The 15477-nt window shown below is 44.4% G+C and carries 26 protein-coding genes; all 26 read right to left on the bottom strand.

Features of this window, described 5'->3' with window-relative positions:
- Window positions 1-54 precede the first annotated feature (54 nt).
- The 26 genes from prfA to rplV all read right to left on the bottom strand — a co-directional run bounded on the left by prfA (window position 55) and on the right by rplV (window position 15379).
- Entirely contained in the window at window positions 55-1149 is a 1095-nt protein-coding gene (gene prfA / locus AB0756_RS13510; protein WP_038080718.1) for a peptide chain release factor 1, read from the bottom strand.
- Window positions 1150-1255: 106 nt separating this feature from the next.
- Window positions 1256-1495, bottom strand: a complete 240-nt coding sequence (gene rpmE, locus AB0756_RS13505; RefSeq protein ID WP_038080717.1) for a 50S ribosomal protein L31 — start codon at window positions 1493-1495, stop codon at window positions 1256-1258.
- Window positions 1496-1615: 120 nt separating this feature from the next.
- Complete coding sequence (gene rpsI / locus AB0756_RS13500; protein ID WP_038080715.1) at window positions 1616-2032, bottom strand: 30S ribosomal protein S9; 417 nt, start codon at window positions 2030-2032, stop codon at window positions 1616-1618.
- A gap of 5 nt (window positions 2033-2037) precedes the next feature.
- Window positions 2038-2490 carry a 50S ribosomal protein L13 gene (rplM, locus tag AB0756_RS13495; RefSeq protein WP_038080713.1) on the bottom strand — a complete coding sequence of 151 codons (453 nt, stop codon included), beginning with the start codon at window positions 2488-2490 and terminating at the stop codon, window positions 2038-2040.
- An 81-nt stretch (window positions 2491-2571) separates the two neighbouring features.
- Window positions 2572-3399 carry a tRNA pseudouridine(38-40) synthase TruA gene (gene truA, locus AB0756_RS13490; protein ID WP_038080712.1) on the bottom strand — a complete coding sequence of 276 codons (828 nt, stop codon included), beginning with the start codon at window positions 3397-3399 and terminating at the stop codon, window positions 2572-2574.
- Window positions 3400-3467: 68 nt separating this feature from the next.
- The gene (rplQ, locus tag AB0756_RS13485; protein ID WP_038080710.1) at window positions 3468-3818 is read right to left on the bottom strand and encodes a 50S ribosomal protein L17; all 351 of its coding nucleotides are present in this window, start codon (window positions 3816-3818) and stop codon (window positions 3468-3470) included.
- A gap of 93 nt (window positions 3819-3911) precedes the next feature.
- Window positions 3912-4859: a DNA-directed RNA polymerase subunit alpha gene (locus AB0756_RS13480; RefSeq protein ID WP_038080871.1), complete on the bottom strand. Its 948-nt coding sequence runs from the start codon at window positions 4857-4859 to the stop codon at window positions 3912-3914.
- Between the two features lie 330 nt (window positions 4860-5189).
- Window positions 5190-5588: a 30S ribosomal protein S11 gene (gene rpsK / locus AB0756_RS13475; RefSeq protein WP_017748890.1), complete on the bottom strand. Its 399-nt coding sequence runs from the start codon at window positions 5586-5588 to the stop codon at window positions 5190-5192.
- A 48-nt stretch (window positions 5589-5636) separates the two neighbouring features.
- Window positions 5637-6017, bottom strand: a complete 381-nt coding sequence (gene rpsM / locus AB0756_RS13470; protein ID WP_017748889.1) for a 30S ribosomal protein S13 — start codon at window positions 6015-6017, stop codon at window positions 5637-5639.
- A gap of 156 nt (window positions 6018-6173) precedes the next feature.
- A complete protein-coding gene (rpmJ, locus tag AB0756_RS13465; RefSeq protein ID WP_072040794.1) occupies window positions 6174-6287 on the bottom strand; it encodes a 50S ribosomal protein L36 in 114 nt (37 codons plus the stop codon).
- A gap of 370 nt (window positions 6288-6657) precedes the next feature.
- Window positions 6658-6882, bottom strand: coding sequence for a translation initiation factor IF-1 (infA, locus tag AB0756_RS13460; RefSeq protein WP_006276978.1), 225 nt, complete (start codon window positions 6880-6882; stop codon window positions 6658-6660).
- Between the two features lie 238 nt (window positions 6883-7120).
- Window positions 7121-7675, bottom strand: a complete 555-nt coding sequence (locus tag AB0756_RS13455) for an adenylate kinase (protein WP_038080707.1) — start codon at window positions 7673-7675, stop codon at window positions 7121-7123.
- Entirely contained in the window at window positions 7675-8988 is a 1314-nt protein-coding gene (secY, locus tag AB0756_RS13450) for a preprotein translocase subunit SecY (RefSeq protein ID WP_038080706.1), read from the bottom strand. The genes AB0756_RS13455 and secY overlap by 1 nt, the downstream gene beginning before the upstream one ends.
- Before the next feature lie 130 nt (window positions 8989-9118).
- The gene (gene rplO / locus AB0756_RS13445) at window positions 9119-9562 is read right to left on the bottom strand and encodes a 50S ribosomal protein L15 (protein WP_038080705.1); all 444 of its coding nucleotides are present in this window, start codon (window positions 9560-9562) and stop codon (window positions 9119-9121) included.
- A gap of 101 nt (window positions 9563-9663) precedes the next feature.
- On the bottom strand, window positions 9664-10191 hold the full coding sequence (gene rpsE / locus AB0756_RS13440; RefSeq protein ID WP_038080704.1) for a 30S ribosomal protein S5: 528 nt from the start codon (window positions 10189-10191) through the stop codon (window positions 9664-9666).
- Between the two features lie 84 nt (window positions 10192-10275).
- Window positions 10276-10638 carry a 50S ribosomal protein L18 gene (rplR, locus tag AB0756_RS13435; RefSeq protein ID WP_038080703.1) on the bottom strand — a complete coding sequence of 121 codons (363 nt, stop codon included), beginning with the start codon at window positions 10636-10638 and terminating at the stop codon, window positions 10276-10278.
- Window positions 10639-10640: 2 nt separating this feature from the next.
- A complete protein-coding gene (rplF, locus tag AB0756_RS13430; protein WP_038080702.1) occupies window positions 10641-11186 on the bottom strand; it encodes a 50S ribosomal protein L6 in 546 nt (181 codons plus the stop codon).
- Between the two features lie 128 nt (window positions 11187-11314).
- Window positions 11315-11716, bottom strand: a complete 402-nt coding sequence (rpsH, locus tag AB0756_RS13425; protein ID WP_038080309.1) for a 30S ribosomal protein S8 — start codon at window positions 11714-11716, stop codon at window positions 11315-11317.
- A gap of 20 nt (window positions 11717-11736) precedes the next feature.
- Complete coding sequence (rplE, locus tag AB0756_RS13420; RefSeq protein ID WP_038080306.1) at window positions 11737-12285, bottom strand: 50S ribosomal protein L5; 549 nt, start codon at window positions 12283-12285, stop codon at window positions 11737-11739.
- Window positions 12286-12416: 131 nt separating this feature from the next.
- Window positions 12417-12770, bottom strand: a complete 354-nt coding sequence (gene rplX / locus AB0756_RS13415) for a 50S ribosomal protein L24 (protein WP_038080303.1) — start codon at window positions 12768-12770, stop codon at window positions 12417-12419.
- The gene (gene rplN / locus AB0756_RS13410; RefSeq protein ID WP_038080300.1) at window positions 12770-13138 is read right to left on the bottom strand and encodes a 50S ribosomal protein L14; all 369 of its coding nucleotides are present in this window, start codon (window positions 13136-13138) and stop codon (window positions 12770-12772) included. The genes rplX and rplN overlap by 1 nt, the downstream gene beginning before the upstream one ends.
- Before the next feature lie 38 nt (window positions 13139-13176).
- Window positions 13177-13437: a 30S ribosomal protein S17 gene (gene rpsQ, locus AB0756_RS13405; protein WP_038080296.1), complete on the bottom strand. Its 261-nt coding sequence runs from the start codon at window positions 13435-13437 to the stop codon at window positions 13177-13179.
- Window positions 13438-13443: 6 nt separating this feature from the next.
- Window positions 13444-13674, bottom strand: coding sequence for a 50S ribosomal protein L29 (rpmC, locus tag AB0756_RS13400; RefSeq protein ID WP_038080293.1), 231 nt, complete (start codon window positions 13672-13674; stop codon window positions 13444-13446).
- A gap of 3 nt (window positions 13675-13677) precedes the next feature.
- Entirely contained in the window at window positions 13678-14109 is a 432-nt protein-coding gene (gene rplP / locus AB0756_RS13395; protein ID WP_038080290.1) for a 50S ribosomal protein L16, read from the bottom strand.
- Between the two features lie 97 nt (window positions 14110-14206).
- Window positions 14207-14992: a 30S ribosomal protein S3 gene (rpsC, locus tag AB0756_RS13390; protein ID WP_038080287.1), complete on the bottom strand. Its 786-nt coding sequence runs from the start codon at window positions 14990-14992 to the stop codon at window positions 14207-14209.
- 21 nt (window positions 14993-15013) lie between these two features.
- Window positions 15014-15379, bottom strand: coding sequence for a 50S ribosomal protein L22 (rplV, locus tag AB0756_RS13385; RefSeq protein WP_038080286.1), 366 nt, complete (start codon window positions 15377-15379; stop codon window positions 15014-15016).
- Window positions 15380-15477: the final 98 nt, after the last annotated feature.

Below are 15477 nucleotides of genomic sequence, written 5' to 3'. Positions count from 1 at the left end.
CGAATCGAGGTGATACCAAGTCTCTACTGCCTCTCAAAATCAACAGGCAGACCACTAATTAGTAGCAGAGGCTAATTCCGCTAAACGCTCTTGCTGATCTTGAGAGATACAAGCTTGAATAACGTATTCAATTTCCCCTTCTAGGAAGGTATTGAGCGAGTAGTTTTCACCCAATCTATGATCGGTAACACGGTTATCTTTATAGTTGTACGTGCGGATCTTTTCAGAACGCGAACCAGTTCCTACTTGGCTTCGCCGCATGGAAGTGACAGCTTCTTGCTGTTCGCGTAACTTCATTTCATACAGCTTTGCTCTGAGGATCTGCATGGCGCGTTCTTTGTTTTGTAACTGGCTGCGTTCTTCCGTACAGAAAATACGAATACCAGTAGGCTTGTGGAACAAATCAACAGCTGTTTCCACCTTGTTGACGTTTTGTCCGCCTGCACCGCCAGATCGAGCCGTTGTTAATTCAATCTCCTTGGGATCGATGTGGATTTCTACATCATCCACCTCTGGCATAACTGCCACAGTAGCGGTAGAAGTGTGAACTCGTCCTCCAGCCTCCGTGACTGGTACGCGCTGTACGCGATGTACCCCAGCTTCAAATTTAAGCTTGCTGTAGACGTTATCACCCTGAATCTCTAGAATAGCTTCTTTGAAACCGCCCATTTCAGCCAAGGACTCACTGACCATTTTTACGCGCCAACCTTGGCTGTCAGCATAGCGCGAGTACAATCGTACTAAATCTCCCGCCCAAATACTGGCTTCATCACCACCAGTACCGGCACGAATTTCCAGCATAATGTTTTTGTCATCATTTGGATCGCGGGGCAGTAGCAATATTTTTAGACGATTTTCTAATTCTTCTACTTTCTGCTCGAGTTCATCGACTTCCAAAGCTGCCATTTGTTGCATCTCTGGATCGCCTTGAGCTTCTTTTAACACCTGACGCGCCCCTATTAAGTCTTCCTGCGCTTTTTTCCAGATGTCATACGTTTCTACAACTTCTTCTAACGATGAGCGTGCCTTAGCGATCTTTTGATACTCATCAGGATTTTTAGCAGTATCGGGATCGGCAAGACGACGAGTCAATTCATTAAACGTTTGTTCAACTGACTTGAGTTTCTCCAGAAGATATATTTCAGCCATGACGGGTTCAGTCACTCCTTCAAAAATAGCAAATTGGCTTGAGCATTAGATACGACAAATCGACCCAGCCAGCGCAGGGTCGTCGTTAAAAGCTAAAGCCAGCCCGCTACTTTTTGCGTTTGCTGCTGGTAGTTTGACCTTCCATCATGCCGTACTTTCTCATGAAGCGCTCTACGCGACCTTCAGTGTCGATAATCTTCTGAGTTCCAGTGTAGAAAGGATGGTTTCCCGACCAAACATCTACGTGCAACTCTGGCTTAGCAGCGCCTACAGTCATAACAAGTTGACCGTTGCAGTAAACTTTGGCTTCAGGATACCACTGAGGATGAATTCCTTGTTTAGCCATTTTCTCTTCCGTGGTTGATATATATACATTATATTGCCAAAAAGCTAATTGCTATTTGCTAATTGCCAGCTACAACCCGAACCATTAGCTATTAGCCATTAGCCATTAGCCAATCTTCCATTATCGCTTCGAGTACTGAGGTGCTTTGCGAGCTTTGTGCAAACCGTACTTTTTGCGCTCTTTGGCTCTGGGGTCGCGAGTCAGATACCCTTCGCTTTTCAAAGGTGAACGGTTATCGGGATCGAGTTGGCACAAAGCACGAGCAACTCCCAAGCGAACAGCATCCGACTGTCCGGTTAAGCCACCGCCCTCAGCTTTCACGAGGATGTCGTATTCGTTTTCCAAACCTAGAGTTTCTAAGGGCGCTTTAGCAACTGCGAGGTAATTGGCGTTGAACTGGAAGTAAAGATCTCCAGGTTTGCCATTTACAATCAATTGTCCGGTACCGGGAACCAAACGAACTCTTGCGATTGCGGATTTCCGACGACCTGTACCCCAGTACATGGCACGCCCGCTGTTAGTGTCTGTTGCTTGCATGAATATTATTCTCCTGGAATTGTCTGAATCTTTAACTCTTTGGGTTGCTGTGCTGCATGGGGATGAGTGGGTCCAGCATACACTTTTAGCTTGGTAAACAGCTGGCGACCCAAACTATTCTTAGGTAACATACCTTTAATAGCATGCTCTACAATCCGTTCTGGCAAACGCTGTTGCAGCTTATCAAAGCTTTCTGTCTTCATACCACCCGGACGTCCGGAGTGACGTTTGTAAACTTTTTGAGTGCGTTTTTTACCTGTGACGGCTATTTTCTCAGCATTGATAACAATGACAAAGTCACCTGTATCCATATGAGGAGTATATTCGGGTTTATTTTTTCCTCTAAGAATCATGGCAACTTCGGTAGCAAGGCGACCAAGGCGTTGGTCAGCCGCATCTACTACATACCAATTGTGCTGAAGTGTTTTCTGGGGAGGAAGGAAAGTTTTGTTAGTCATTGGTGGTTAGTTGTTAGTTGTTAGTTGTTAGTTGTTAGTTGTTAGTTGTTAGTTGTTAGACTAACTACTATCTAATAACCACTAACTAAATACAAATTTTGGTTGAGTATCAAACCAAATTTCTGGAGGAAAGGGAAAATGTGGATAGCCCACTCGCAACAAACATAAACCTTGGGAAGGCGCAGCGTGTTTCACTTCTTCACGCCGTTCGTATTTCCATAGGTCAGTAAAGTTTTCTGGTGTTCGCTGTCCTGAACCTACTTGTACTAGCATCCCTACTAACAGCCGCACCATGCCATATAAAAATCCATTTGCTTGAATTTCTACGTGCAGAAACGGTCCATTGCGATAGCACTCCGCAGCTTGTATATCTACCCAGGAGTGCTTTCGTGCTGAATTTGCTCGATGAAAAGCAGCTAGGTGATGATGCCCAATGAGCGGTTTTAATGCCGCTTGCATCAATGATTCATCCAAGGGCTCAATATAATAATGCCAACTTACAGCGCTGGCAAACAAGTTCGGCAATCCTTCAGTATATAACGTATAACGATATCTTCGGTAGATGGCACTAAAGCGAGCGTGCCAACCATCATTAACCTCTGCTGAAGCCCGAATCAATATATCTTTGGGCAAATAACTGTTGAGGATAACTGCCCACTTACAAGCTGGAATTGGACTGGTGACATTGAAGTGGGCGACTTGAGCCGCAGCATGAACTCCAGCATCAGTTCGCCCAGCGCCATGAAGTGTTACCGGAGAACCCAGTACAGTCGCGATCGCTTTTTCTATCTCTTCTTGAACGGTTCTTTGTTGTGGTTGCCTTTGCCACCCATGAAAATGAGTACCCAGGTATTGAATGACCAGGGCGACTCGATAAGTTCTTGTTTTAAGCTGGTGGCTGTTTGGCATAACGATCGACTCAGGTAAGAAGGATGAAGTATAAAATTAATTTTTTATCTTTCATCCTTTATCCTTTATTAAACCAATTCAATGATTGCCATTTGAGCATTATCACCCCGACGAGGAACGGTGTGTAAAACTCTTGTGTAACCACCTTGACGATTTGCATACCGAGTGGGGGCTTGTTCAAACAGAGCGCGAACCAATTCTTTGTCATATATATAACCAAGGGCTTGGCGGCGTGCTGCTAGGGAACCATCTTTAGCTAGGGTAATCATTTTGTCCACCTCGGAACGCAATACCTTAGCTCGGATTAAGGTAGTAGTGATTCGTCCGTGACGGATCAGTTCGGTAGTGAGCGATCGCAACAAAGCGCGACGCTGGTCGGCTGGTTTGCTAAGTTGTTTTACTCGACAACGGTGGCGCATAATCTTTGTTAGTTGTTAGTTGGTTGGTGACTAATAGCTAATGGCTAGCGACTAATAGAGTAATTAGCTATTAGCTATTAGCCATTAGCAATTTTAAGGATGTTTGGAAGCTCTTTCAGTTGGTAAGGTAATTCCCAAGCGTCGCTGTAAGGCTTCAACTACCTCTTCAGCAGACTTTTGACCAAAGTTTTTGATTTCTAATAGGTCTTCTTGAGTGTAATCTAATAAGTCGGCAACAGAGTTAACCTGTGCTCGCTTGAGACAGTTATAAGCTCTGACTGAAAGTTGTAATTCTTCAATAGGAATTTGAGCGGTGGGATCGTCTGGAATGTCAGTAGCTGTGTCTGTTGGTTCCAGCGAAATATCTTTTAATGGATTGAATAGGTCTACCAAAATACCAGCAGCGCCTGAAAGGGCTTCTTGTGGAGTCAGGCTTCCGTTTGTACATACTTCTATCAACAAACGGTCTTTTGGTATCCCATTATCTCCACGAGTTTCTTCTACACTGTAATTAACCTTCCGCACTGGCATAAATACCGAATCAATTTGAAGAAAGTCCAAAGACGTAGCTTCTTCACGACCTCTTTCGACAGTGCGATATCCCTTACCTCTTTCAATCCGAAATTCCATTTCCAACTTCCCACCTTCAGCAACAGTAGCCACATATTGGGTGGGATCGATTGCTTCTACTTCACTGGGTAAATCGAAGTGTGATACTGTGACTGTTGCCGGACCTGTAACTAGCACTCGACCAATTTGGGGTTGAGAGGAGTAGCTTTTGAGGACAACTTCCTTCATTTTCATGAGGATTTCCAAAACATCTTCCCTAACGCCCGGAACGGTAGCAAACTCGTGTGAAACGCCTGCAATTCTGACTGCTGTTACTGCTGTCCCTTCTAAGTTAGAAAGTAAAACCCTTCTTAAGGCATTGCCGACTGTAGTTCCTTGACCCCGTTCTAGGGGTTCTAAGACAAATCTACTGGCTTGACCTCTATTTTCTTCAGTATTAGATTCTACACACTCTATTTGAAATTGTGCCACGGAGTAGCCTCCCTTATTGTCGAGTCCTGTAAGAGGGGCAATCAAATTGCCTCCACAAACACTTGGTTGTAGCGGAAATTTTCTTCACCAGTGTTTAAGGTTAGGCAGCCCCTTCTAAAGGTCTGCCTTCCCAAATTTATTTTTTGCCTTGAGCTACGGTGAAATTTTGAGGCTTCCAAATAGCTAACAGGCGCTAGTCATATGTCGTTTACTATATTGCTGGTTTGAATTTGCACTTCTTGAGTGCTAGCTCAAAGTTCACGACTCTCTTCACGATCGCAAGCGCAATCCCGAGTGGAAGTGGATAGTCCTCTTCAAAGGCTATCGCTCTTACACGCGGCGACGCTTGGGTGGACGGCAACCATTGTGAGGAATTGGCGTAATATCTCTAATGAGAGTAATCTCCAGCCCTGCTCCTTGAAGTGCTCGGATAGCTGTTTCTCTACCTGCTCCCGGACCACTAACCATCACCTCTATCTGGCGCATTCCCTGATCGATGGCTCGGCGTGCTGCACTTTCTGCCGCTGTTTGTGCGGCAAAGGGAGTTCCCTTTTTGGCTCCTTTGAAGCCACTAGATCCAGCACTTGCCCATGACACAACATCTCCGTTTGAGTCGGTAATGGTGACAATGCTATTGTTAAAGGTAGACTGGATGTAAGCAACCCCATTCGGGACATTACGTTTTTGCTTCTTACTACCTGATTTTTTGTTACTTTGTTGTCGCGCCATATCGCTGTGATTTTTTGTGAATTGCTGTAGATAAGCGTAAGTAAAGAATTACTTAGCAGGAGCCTTTTTCTTACCCGCAACTGTCTGCCTTCTCCCCCGCCGAGTTCTGGCATTAGTACGAGTTCTTTGCCCTCTGACTGGTAAACCCATGCGGTGGCGACGCCCCCGATAAGTCCCGATGTCAACCAGGCGCTTGATATTCATTGCTTCCCAGCGCCTTAAGTCACCCTCTACTTGATAGTTACTTTCTATCTCGCCCCTTAAGGCTGCTATATCAGCATCACTCAGTTCCTTAACACGGGTGTCGGGGTTAACACCTGTTGTTGCTAAAATCTCTTTGGAACGAGATAGTCCAATTCCGTAGATGTAGGTTAGACCTATCTCAACACGCTTGTCTCGTGGAAGGTCTACTCCGGCAATACGTGCCACAATTGTCTCCCTCTTTGTCAGTTATCTATTACTCAGTCATTTACTTAACAGCTAGCCAGTGTCAGTCTGTTATCTATCGTCACTGGTGAGTCTGGGGAAAGCAGGCGGGTCTCCTGCTGCGAAGATCGGAATAACCCTGAGGGTTACCGATCGCTGTTACCCTTGACGTTGCTTGTGCTTGGGGTTGGAACAAATCACCATGACACGACCACGACGTCTGATCACGGTACATTTTTCACAAATTTTCTTGACGGATGCTCTTACTTTCATGGTGTTAATTTTGACTCCAAATAGAAAATTATAACATATAATGGGAATTTATGCAGTGAGATACATCTAAAACCCAATTTTTCTGTTTGTGGTAATATTTTCTACAAGTGTTAGGTTATTCACTCAAGAGGAGATTTTCCTTTGGTAACTTGTGTCCCCACTCCACTTTGACACGAGCGATCGCTTTTAAAATTTTCAGAAAACTCAGGTAGCCTCTAACTAGGATATAGCCTAAAATATGGGAAGCATTTTTAGATTATCCCAAAAACTGTCACCTCAGTAGGGTAACCGTCGCAGTTGTGTAACAAAAATTGCATCTTAAGCGATAAAGTAACTGAAATTATCCAAGAGCAAAAATTGTTTGTTCGGTCTACTTCTTCCGAAGTCGATAAGTGATTCTACCCTTTGTCAAGTCGTAGGGTGTCAGTTCCACTTTGACGCGATCTCCAGGTAGAATTTTGATATAGTTACGACGGATCTTGCCAGAAATGTGGGCAAGAACGTTAAATCCATTATCAAGGTCTACACGGAACATGGCGTTGGGAAGGGACTCGGTAACCGTACCTTCCATTTCAATTAGATCTTGTTTAGACAAGTTTTTTCCTCAACTCAACAGTCTCCTCTTCAGTCTTTCAGACGCAACTAGGATGCCTCTAGTGTGCAGAAGAACATATTTTGGAGAATATATCAACAGTTCATTAATATATCTTATCCAAGATTTACACTCATTTGCTTGCGAGAAGATTGGGAATTGGGTATGGGGAATCGGGCATTGCTAAAAGTTATTCGGTATGCAATTGCCCATAGCCCATAGCCCCTAACTCCTAGCCGATTTACGAAACAACGATTTTTTTCAACTCAGCGGTGACTTCTTCTGGAGACTGATTGCCATTGACTGAAAGCAGGATATTGCGATCGCTGTAAAAATCAATTAGAGGAGACGTTTCGGAACGGTAAACATCCAAACGATGACGTATCACTTCTGCGGTGTCATCTTTTCTGCCCCGTTCTAGCAATCGAGAAATCACAATTTCATCTGGGACTTCGAGATTGATTGCTCTTTCTCCTCCTTGCTGGTGTTTTTGCAGCAATTGCTCCAAGAAAACAGCTTGATTAACAGTACGGGGAAAGCCATCAAGAATCCAACCTGACTGAGTATCAGGCTGAGCGAGACGTTCCTCAATCAAATCCTCAATAAGTTTATCGGGAACTAAATCCCCCTTATCGAGATAACTTTGAGCTTTTACACCCAAAGGAGTTTGGTCTTGAACTGCTTGACGTAATATATCACCCGTAGAAATATGGGGAAGATCGCACTCCTGAGCTAAAGTTTTCGCTTGAGTTCCTTTTCCTGCCCCTGGCGGTCCCAAGAAGATTAATCGCGTCACTATTGTTTCACCATTCCTTCATAGCGCTGAGAAATAACGTAGGTTTGGATTTGCTTAGACGTATCAATTGCTACACCTACTAGAATCAGTAAAGAGGTAGCACCCAAGCCTCTAAAAGTCGGGACACCCAAAGCACTTTCAACGGCAGTAGGGATAATTGCAACTAAGCCTAAGAAGATTGCTCCCAAAAAAGTTAGCCGATTGACCACTCGTTCGATGTACTCACTTGTTGCCTTACCCGGACGAATACCGGGGACGCTAGAACCCATTTTTTTCAAATTCTGTGCTACATCTACCGGATTAAGAATCAGCGAAGAATAGAAATAGCTAAAGAACACGATAGAAACGAGGTAAACAAGAGCGTAAACCCAAGATCCGGAAGCACCAGGAACAAGATAAGTGTTAACAATCCTTGAATATTGTGGATTATTAATGAAATTTTGAACCAACAGTGGCAAACTCAAAATAGCAGCAGCAAAAATGATTGGCATCACGCCCCCTTGATTGAGACGTAGGGGTAGATAGCTGCGCTGTTCTGCAAAAAGTTTCCGACCAACTTGACGGCGTGCGGAAATAATTGGGATGCGGCGGATTCCTTCTTGTACGAAGACAATACCAACAATTGTGGCTAGAAAAAGCAGCAGCAACACAATAACACGACCAGCGATTTCCCGACCGCCAGTTTGCACAAAATCGATAGTATCACCTAAAGCTTTTGGCAGTGTTGCCACAATGTTGACAAAAATCAACAAAGATGCGCCATTTCCCACGCCCCGTTCTGTTATCAGTTCTGACGCCCACATAACAAACATAGAACCTGCTGTGAGGGCGAGAGCTGTCTCAATAACAAAAATGGGTCCGTAGTTTTGGGCAAAAGGTTTGAGCCAGAAAGCCGCTAAAAAAGAACTTTGAATAATTGCCCAAACAAGAGACACGTATCGAGTCACTTGAGAAATCTTGCGCCGTCCTGCTTCACCTTCATTTTTCTGTAAGTTTTCTAAAGCAGGAATGGCAGCAGTGAGCAATTGGATAATAATCGAAGCATTGATGTATGGCAAAATACCTAAGGCAAAGACTCCCAAAGCTGAAAGTCCGCCTCCGGAAAAGATATCCAAAAAGCTTAATATCTGGTTATTACCTTGAAGGGCTTGGGCAAATTCTTGTCTGTTAATTCCTGGAATGGGCAAATGTATACCCAAGCGAATCAACAATAGAATACCCAGCGTGACAAGCAGCCGACCTCTCAGCCCTGCCGCTTGTGCCATCTGCATAAAAGTTTCTTGAGCCGTTGGGGCTTTTTCTCGACCGAGCATAGAAGGCTACCTTTGAAGTATGAAAAATGAAGTATGAAGTGTGAAGTTATGAAGTATGAAGTACGAACTTTGAAGTATAAAAAGTATAATTTTTTTCATTCTTTATCCTTCATTCTTCATCCTTCATCATTCAGATCACTTCGCAACTTCCACCTGCTGCCTCAATTTTGGTACGTGCTGTACCTGTAAACGCTGCTGCTTTGACTGTGAGTGGAATGCCCAACTCCCCATTTCCCAGAATTTTTAAGGAACCTTTAGAGGCAGTTAGAATACCTGCTTCTTTCAGAGATTCCAGTGTGACTTCTGAGTTTGGGGGTAGAACAGCAAGCTTTTCTACATTAATCGTAGTGTAAATTTTACGATTAACGAGGGGAAACCCCTTCAATTTCGGAATACGGCGGTATAATGGCTGCTGACCACCTTCAAAACCAGGTCGAGTGCTGCGTCCGGAACGTGCGTTTTGACCGCGCATACCTTTACCAGCGCTTGCGCCTTGACCTGCAGCAACACCTCTACCCAAACGGCGACCGCGTTTTTTAGATCCCTTTTGGGGACGAACATCATTTAGTCTCATAAGCCAAACTTCTTTAAAGTTTAAGTCGTCAGGTTTGCTAATAGCTCATAGCTAATGGCTAATAACAGCAAATCAATTAGCTAATAGCTAACTGCTATTAGCTATGAAATGTATAAATTTTCAACAGGGATGCCTCGGTCTTCAGCAACTTCTGCAAAAGTACGCAGGGTAGATAGAGCGTTGACAGCCGCTCTGGCGTTATTTAGAGGGTTGTTAGAACCAAGTTGTTTTGCTAGAACGTTACGAACGCCTGCCAATTCCAACACTGTCCGAACTGCACCACCTGCAATTACACCAGTACCTGGTGCTGCAGGACGCATGATCACTTGTGCGCCACCACCGGTTCCATTGATGGGGTGAGGGATGGAATTGGATTTGGTGATGGGGATATCAATCAGGTGTTTTTTGCCGTCAGCGACACCTTTTTTCACAGCACCAATAACGTCTGACGCTTTGCCGACTCCCACACCGACTTGACCGCGTTCGTTACCTACAACAACGATCGCTCGGAAGCTCAGTTTTTTACCTCCTTTAACGACCTTGCTCACGCGTCGGATCTGGATCACTCGCTCTTGCCAGTTAGTTTCTTCCTTCTTTGCCCGGTTGGTTTTACGACGATTTGTTGCCATTGTTTATACCTCTTATAAATTGTTAATTGCTAAAAAGCTAACTGTATTTTGCTATTAGCCATTAGCTATTAACCATTAGCAAATTTAAAAATCCAAACCAGCTTCACGGGCTGCTTCAGCAAGAGCTTTAACGCGTCCGTGATAAAGGTTTCCTCCACGGTCAAAGACAACTTTGGTTATTCCTTTGGACAAAGAACGAGATGCAATTAACTTCCCTACTTCTGTGGAAGCGTTGCAGTTTCCACCCGAAGACAATTTAGATTTCAATTCTGGTTCTACAGTTGATGCTGCTACCAAAGTATGATGTTGTGTGTCGTCAATCACCTGAACATAAATATGTTGGTGAGAGCGAAATATAGCTAACCTCGGACGTTCGGGAGTTCCATTGACTTTACCGCGAATGCGTCTTTGGCGACGTTCTCTTGATTCTCTGCGAGTACTCTTCATATTTACTTCTTACCCTTACCAGTCTTACCAGCTTTACGTCTGACGGCTTCGCCGGCATAACGAATACCCTTACCTTTATAAGGTTCTGGTGGACGAACATCGCGAATTTTAGCTGCAATGTTGCCTACCACTTCTTTGTCATAACCACTGACAATAACGTTGGTGTTGTTCTCAACAGCAAACTGTATTCCTTCTGGGGGAGCAATTTGTACCTGATGGCTGTAGCCCATGTTCAAAACTAAGGTACGACCTTGAACGGCTGCTCGATAACCAACCCCTTGAATTTCCAAACGGCGTTGAAAACCTTGAGAAACTCCCTCAACCATGTTGGAAACCAAAGTACGGGATAAACCGTGCATTTGGCGAGATACGCGGGAATCATCCCGACGATTCACCTGCAGTACTTCTCCCTCTTGGGAAAGGGACACTTGGGTAGGTAATTCGCGAGAAAGTTCCCCTTTTGGTCCTTTAACAACTACCTTTGTGCCATTAACAGTCACTTCTACTTTTGCAGGAATTTTAATTGGTCGTTTACCAATTCGAGACATAACTTTTTATCCTTTGTTTGATTGCTAATTGCTAATTGTTCTTGTTAAGTGCTATTAGCCATTAGCTATTAGCTATTAGCTATTAGCTATTAGCTATTAGCCATTAGCCATTAGCCATTAGCAAATAACTACCATACATAGCAAAGTACTTCTCCACCTAAGTTTTGACGCCGTGCTTCCCGGTCCGTCATAATACCGCTAGATGTGGAAATAATAGCAATGCCAATACCGCCGAGTACTCTTGGTAGCTCTTTTTTATTGGAGTAAACTCGCAAACCTGGTTTGCTCACCCGCTTTAAGGAAGTAATTAGGGGTTGGCGATTTTTACCCTTGTATTTTAAGGAGATTGTGAGTTCGCGCTTAACGCCTTCTCCCACTTCTTCAAAATCAGAAATAAAACCTTCTTCACGCAGCACTTTTGCAATGCTGCGAGTCATCTTTGTGGATGGCACGTGAGTTGTTTGATGCCGCGCCATGTTGGCATTGCGAATGCGCGTCAGCATATCTGCAATTGTGTCGTTTACCGCCATCTTTTCCTCTTTAAATCAACTTATTGCTCGCGAAAAGGCATTCCCATTTCTTTTAGTAAAGCTCGACCTTCTTCATCATTTTTTGCTGTGGTAATGATGGAAATGTCCATACCACGAATTTGATCGATGCTGTCGTACTCCACTTCCGGAAATATCAATTGCTCTCTAACACCTAAAGTGTAATTACCCCGACCATCAAAGCTTTTAGGGCTAATACCGCGAAAGTCACGAATTCTTGGTAGTGTCAGGTTGATCAAACGGTCAAGGAAGGCGTACATCCGTTCGCCTCTAAGGGTGACCATAATGCCTACAGGCATACCTTGACGAATTTTGAAGCCTGCGATCGCTTTTTTAGCTCGGGTCACTACAGGTTTTTGTCCGGTAATGAGTGCAATTTCGCTTAACGACGCTTCTAATGCTTTAGCATTTTGAGATGCTTCCCCTAAACCTCGGTTGACAGTCACTTTAATCAACTTTGGTACTTGATGAATGTTTGTGTATTCAAACTGCTTCATCAGTTTGGGGACTATAGTCTCTTGGTATACAGTTTTCAGTCTTGGTACTGCCATAGTCTTTTGTCCTTAATCTCCCTGGGCTTGGTCAGGGAATACTTGAATGGTGAATGATGAATGCTGAATGCTGAATTATGAATTCAATGAAATCTTTAATAATTCATAATTCATAATTCATAATTCATAATTTATTGATCGATGATTTCACCAGTTTTCTTTAGCATTCTAACTTTCTTGCCTTCAGCAGTGAAAGTGTAGCAAACACGACTGGCGACGTTTTGCTTGGTGGAATAAAGCATGACGTTAGAACTGTGGATGGGGTATTCCTGGTTGACAATGCGACCGGATTCGCCTTCCTGCTGTGGTTTAACGTGCTTTGTCTTAATGTTGACACCTTTGACGATGACTTTGCTTTCTTGGGGGAGTGCTTTGATAATTTCACCCACTTTGCCCTTGTCTTTTCCGGCTATCACCTGTACGGTGTCTCCGGTTTTGACATGCATTTTATAGAATTTGGGCTTTTCCTTCTTTTTGGTTGCCATTACAGCACCTCCGGAGCCAAAGAAACGATTTTGGTAAAGTTTTTGTCACGAAGTTCCCGCGCTACGGGACCAAAGACGCGAGTTCCTTTGGGGTTACCGTCTTTGTTAATAATAACTGCGGCGTTGTCGTCAAAGCGAATGCTCATCCCACTGTCTCTACGTATGCTGTGGCGAGTGCGAACAATCACTGCTTCTACAACGTCAGACTTTTTGACAGCCATGTTGGGAATTGCGTCTTTAACAACAGCAATAATTTTATCGCCCACAAAGCCATAACGGCAGTTACCCGCACCTAAAACGCGGATGCACATCAATTTGCGAGCACCGCTGTTGTCTGCGACATTGAGGTAAGTCTGGGTTTGAATCACTGTTTATCTCCCTTTTTGTGCTGTTAGCTATCTAACAACTATTTAGTTAACTCAGCGTTCTTGGTGGTTAGGATTTCAGTGACTGTCCAGCGCTTAGTTTTACTGAGGGGTCTAGTTTCCTGAATCCGAACGCGATCGCCTATTTTGCACTTATTTTCTTCGTCGTGTGCTTTGTACCGTCTGGTTTTAACGACAATTTTGCCGTATTTGGGGTGGGGAGAGCGGTTTTCTACGGCGACGACAACCGTTTTTTGCATTTTGTCGCTCACAACCAAGCCCACTCGTTCTTTTACTGCCATACTTTCCTACTCTGCTTCACTCTTTGCTTGACTGACAGAAGCCCGCTTGCGCTCGTGTTCTACTGTAAGTAATTGAGCTAGGCGGTGTCGGGCGTGTCTGAATTGGTGGGGTTTTTCCAACTGTCTGGTAGCTTTTTGCAAGCGCAGTTGAAACAGTTGTTTTTTAACTGCGATAATTTCTTGAACCAATTGTTCGTCAGTTAATTCTCTTGCTTCTGATATTTTAGGAAGAGCCATAACTTACACCTGCTGCTGTTGCTCTTCTTCAGAGCGTTTGATGAATTTAGTTTTAATGGGCAACTTATAAGCCGCCAGTCTCATTGCTTCACGAGCAATTTCTTCTGATACACCAGCAATTTCAAATAAAATTCTGCCTGGTTTTACGACAGCTACCCAAAACTCTGGAGAACCTTTACCGGAACCCATACGTGTTTCTGCCGGACGCATGGTAACGGGTTTATCGGGGAAAATCCGAATCCAAATTTTACCGCCCCTACGGATGTAACGAGTCATTGCTCGACGAGAAGCTTCGATTTGCCGGGAGGTAATCCAAGCGGGTTCTAAAGCTTGGAGCGCAAAATCACCGAAGTTAAGGCTACTTCCGCGAGTTGCTTGTCCGGTCATCCGCCCGCGTTGTTGTTTGCGGAATTTAGTTCTTCTTGGACTTAACATGAGGAAGAAATTATGAATTATGAATTATGAATTATGAATTATGAATTGTGAATTGTGAAGCAAGATCGTGTCTGATTCATCATTCAGCATTCATCCTTCATCCTTCATTAGAACGGTCTTCAAATTGTTGGCGACGGCGATTTTGACGTCTAGAAGGGGGACGATCCCGATCGCGGTCGCGATCGCCTCGGTCGCGGTCGCGAGTTCCTTGTGGTGGTGGAGTTTCTTCCTGTCCGGGAATAATTTCTCCTTTAAACACCCAAACTTTAATGCCAAGAATACCGTAAATGGTTTTAGCAGTGCAGTAAGAGTAGTCGATATCAGCCCGTAAGGTATGGAGGGGAACGCGACCTTCACGAGTCCACTCTGTCCGAGCAATTTCTGCACCGTTGAGGCGACCGCTCACTTGAACTTTGATACCTTGTATCCCAGCACGTTGAGCGCGTTGGATCGCTTGGCGAACGACTCTCCGGAAAGATACCCGACGTTCCAACTGTTGAGCAATGTACTCCGCAATTAGGTAAGCATCAGCATCAACTCGCTGTACTTCAACGACGTTAATACGAATCTGACGATTGCTACCTAACAGTTGTTGAAGCCCGGTTCGCAAAGCTTCGATTCCTTGTCCGCCCCGACCTACGACTACGCCCGGTCGAGCAGTGCGAACTTCTAGATCGATTTGATCGGCTTTACGCTCAATGCGAACTTCAGAAATTCCGGCGTTGTTTTGAGCAGATCTACCCAGTTTTTCTTCTATATATTTACGCAGTTTGCGATCTTCTTGAAGAAGTTCTGGATAGCGGTTGGGGTCTGCAAACCAACGGGATTGGTGCTCTTGGGTGATTCCCAAACGAAAACCGACTGGATGTATCTTCTGTCCCACAAATGCTTCCTCTTAAATTTCTTAATCTTGTGCTGCGTTGGGGTCAGCAGCTACAGCTACAGTAATGTGACACGTTGGTTTGCGAATTTGGTAAGCCCGACCTTGCGCCCTTGGTTGAAATCTTTTCAGCACCGGACCTTGATCTGCGTATGCTTGAGTAATTACCAAATCAGCTCTATTTAAGCCAGCGTTATGTTCTGCGTTAGCTGCAGCACTTCTCAGTACTTTCAGAACTGGATCGCAGGCTCGATAAGGCATGAATTCTAAAACAATAAGTGCTTCTCTATACGAGCGTCCCCGGATCTGGTCTAGTACGCGCCGCACTTTCAGGGGAGACATACGTATATAGCGGGCGATCGCTTTAACTTCAGTAGTATCAGTTGCCATAATTTTCTCCGTGAGCTAATCGCTAATTGCTAATCGCTAATTGCTAATAGCCCTATCTCCTTACAGAGACGCTAAGCGAACGGTTTCACCAGTGCTGT

It is taken from the genome of Tolypothrix campylonemoides VB511288_2 (assembly GCF_045999855.1).
GTDB classification, from domain to species: Bacteria; Cyanobacteriota; Cyanobacteriia; order Cyanobacteriales; family Nostocaceae; genus Scytonema; species Scytonema bouteillei_A.
Note: the sequence above shows the minus strand (reverse complement) of the source record. Positions and strands in the feature narration are given on the sequence as shown.

Excerpts from the sequence above, each read along its gene's own strand:
- rpsE (WP_038080704.1), bottom strand. The coding sequence starts at position 10,191 with ATGGCAACAAATCGTCGTAAAACCAACCGGGCAAAGAAGGAAGAAACT.
- rpsH (WP_038080309.1), bottom strand. The coding sequence starts at position 11,716 with ATGGCGGTAAACGACACAATTGCAGATATGCTGACGCGCATTCGCAAT.
- rplQ (WP_038080710.1), bottom strand. The coding sequence starts at position 3,818 with ATGCGCCACCGTTGTCGAGTAAAACAACTTAGCAAACCAGCCGACCAG.
- rplP (WP_038080290.1), bottom strand. The coding sequence starts at position 14,109 with ATGTTAAGTCCAAGAAGAACTAAATTCCGCAAACAACAACGCGGGCGG.
- secY (WP_038080706.1), bottom strand. The coding sequence starts at position 8,988 with ATGCTCGGTCGAGAAAAAGCCCCAACGGCTCAAGAAACTTTTATGCAG.
- rplR (WP_038080703.1), bottom strand. The coding sequence starts at position 10,638 with ATGAAGAGTACTCGCAGAGAATCAAGAGAACGTCGCCAAAGACGCATT.
- rplO (WP_038080705.1), bottom strand. The coding sequence starts at position 9,562 with ATGAGACTAAATGATGTTCGTCCCCAAAAGGGATCTAAAAAACGCGGT.
- rpsQ (WP_038080296.1), bottom strand. The coding sequence starts at position 13,437 with ATGGCAGTAAAAGAACGAGTGGGCTTGGTTGTGAGCGACAAAATGCAA.
- rpsK (WP_017748890.1), bottom strand. The coding sequence starts at position 5,588 with ATGGCGCGACAACAAAGTAACAAAAAATCAGGTAGTAAGAAGCAAAAA.
- rpsI (WP_038080715.1), bottom strand. The coding sequence starts at position 2,032 with ATGCAAGCAACAGACACTAACAGCGGGCGTGCCATGTACTGGGGTACA.
- rplF (WP_038080702.1), bottom strand. The coding sequence starts at position 11,186 with ATGTCTCGAATTGGTAAACGACCAATTAAAATTCCTGCAAAAGTAGAA.
- rplM (WP_038080713.1), bottom strand. The coding sequence starts at position 2,490 with ATGACTAACAAAACTTTCCTTCCTCCCCAGAAAACACTTCAGCACAAT.
- rpmJ (WP_072040794.1), bottom strand. The coding sequence starts at position 6,287 with ATGAAAGTAAGAGCATCCGTCAAGAAAATTTGTGAAAAATGTACCGTG.
- rplE (WP_038080306.1), bottom strand. The coding sequence starts at position 12,285 with ATGGCAGTACCAAGACTGAAAACTGTATACCAAGAGACTATAGTCCCC.
- prfA (WP_038080718.1), bottom strand. The coding sequence starts at position 1,149 with ATGGCTGAAATATATCTTCTGGAGAAACTCAAGTCAGTTGAACAAACG.
- rpmE (WP_038080717.1), bottom strand. The coding sequence starts at position 1,495 with ATGGCTAAACAAGGAATTCATCCTCAGTGGTATCCTGAAGCCAAAGTT.
- rplV (WP_038080286.1), bottom strand. The coding sequence starts at position 15,379 with ATGGCAACTGATACTACTGAAGTTAAAGCGATCGCCCGCTATATACGT.
- rplX (WP_038080303.1), bottom strand. The coding sequence starts at position 12,770 with ATGGCAACCAAAAAGAAGGAAAAGCCCAAATTCTATAAAATGCATGTC.
- truA (WP_038080712.1), bottom strand. The coding sequence starts at position 3,399 with ATGCCAAACAGCCACCAGCTTAAAACAAGAACTTATCGAGTCGCCCTG.
- rpmC (WP_038080293.1), bottom strand. The coding sequence starts at position 13,674 with ATGGCTCTTCCTAAAATATCAGAAGCAAGAGAATTAACTGACGAACAA.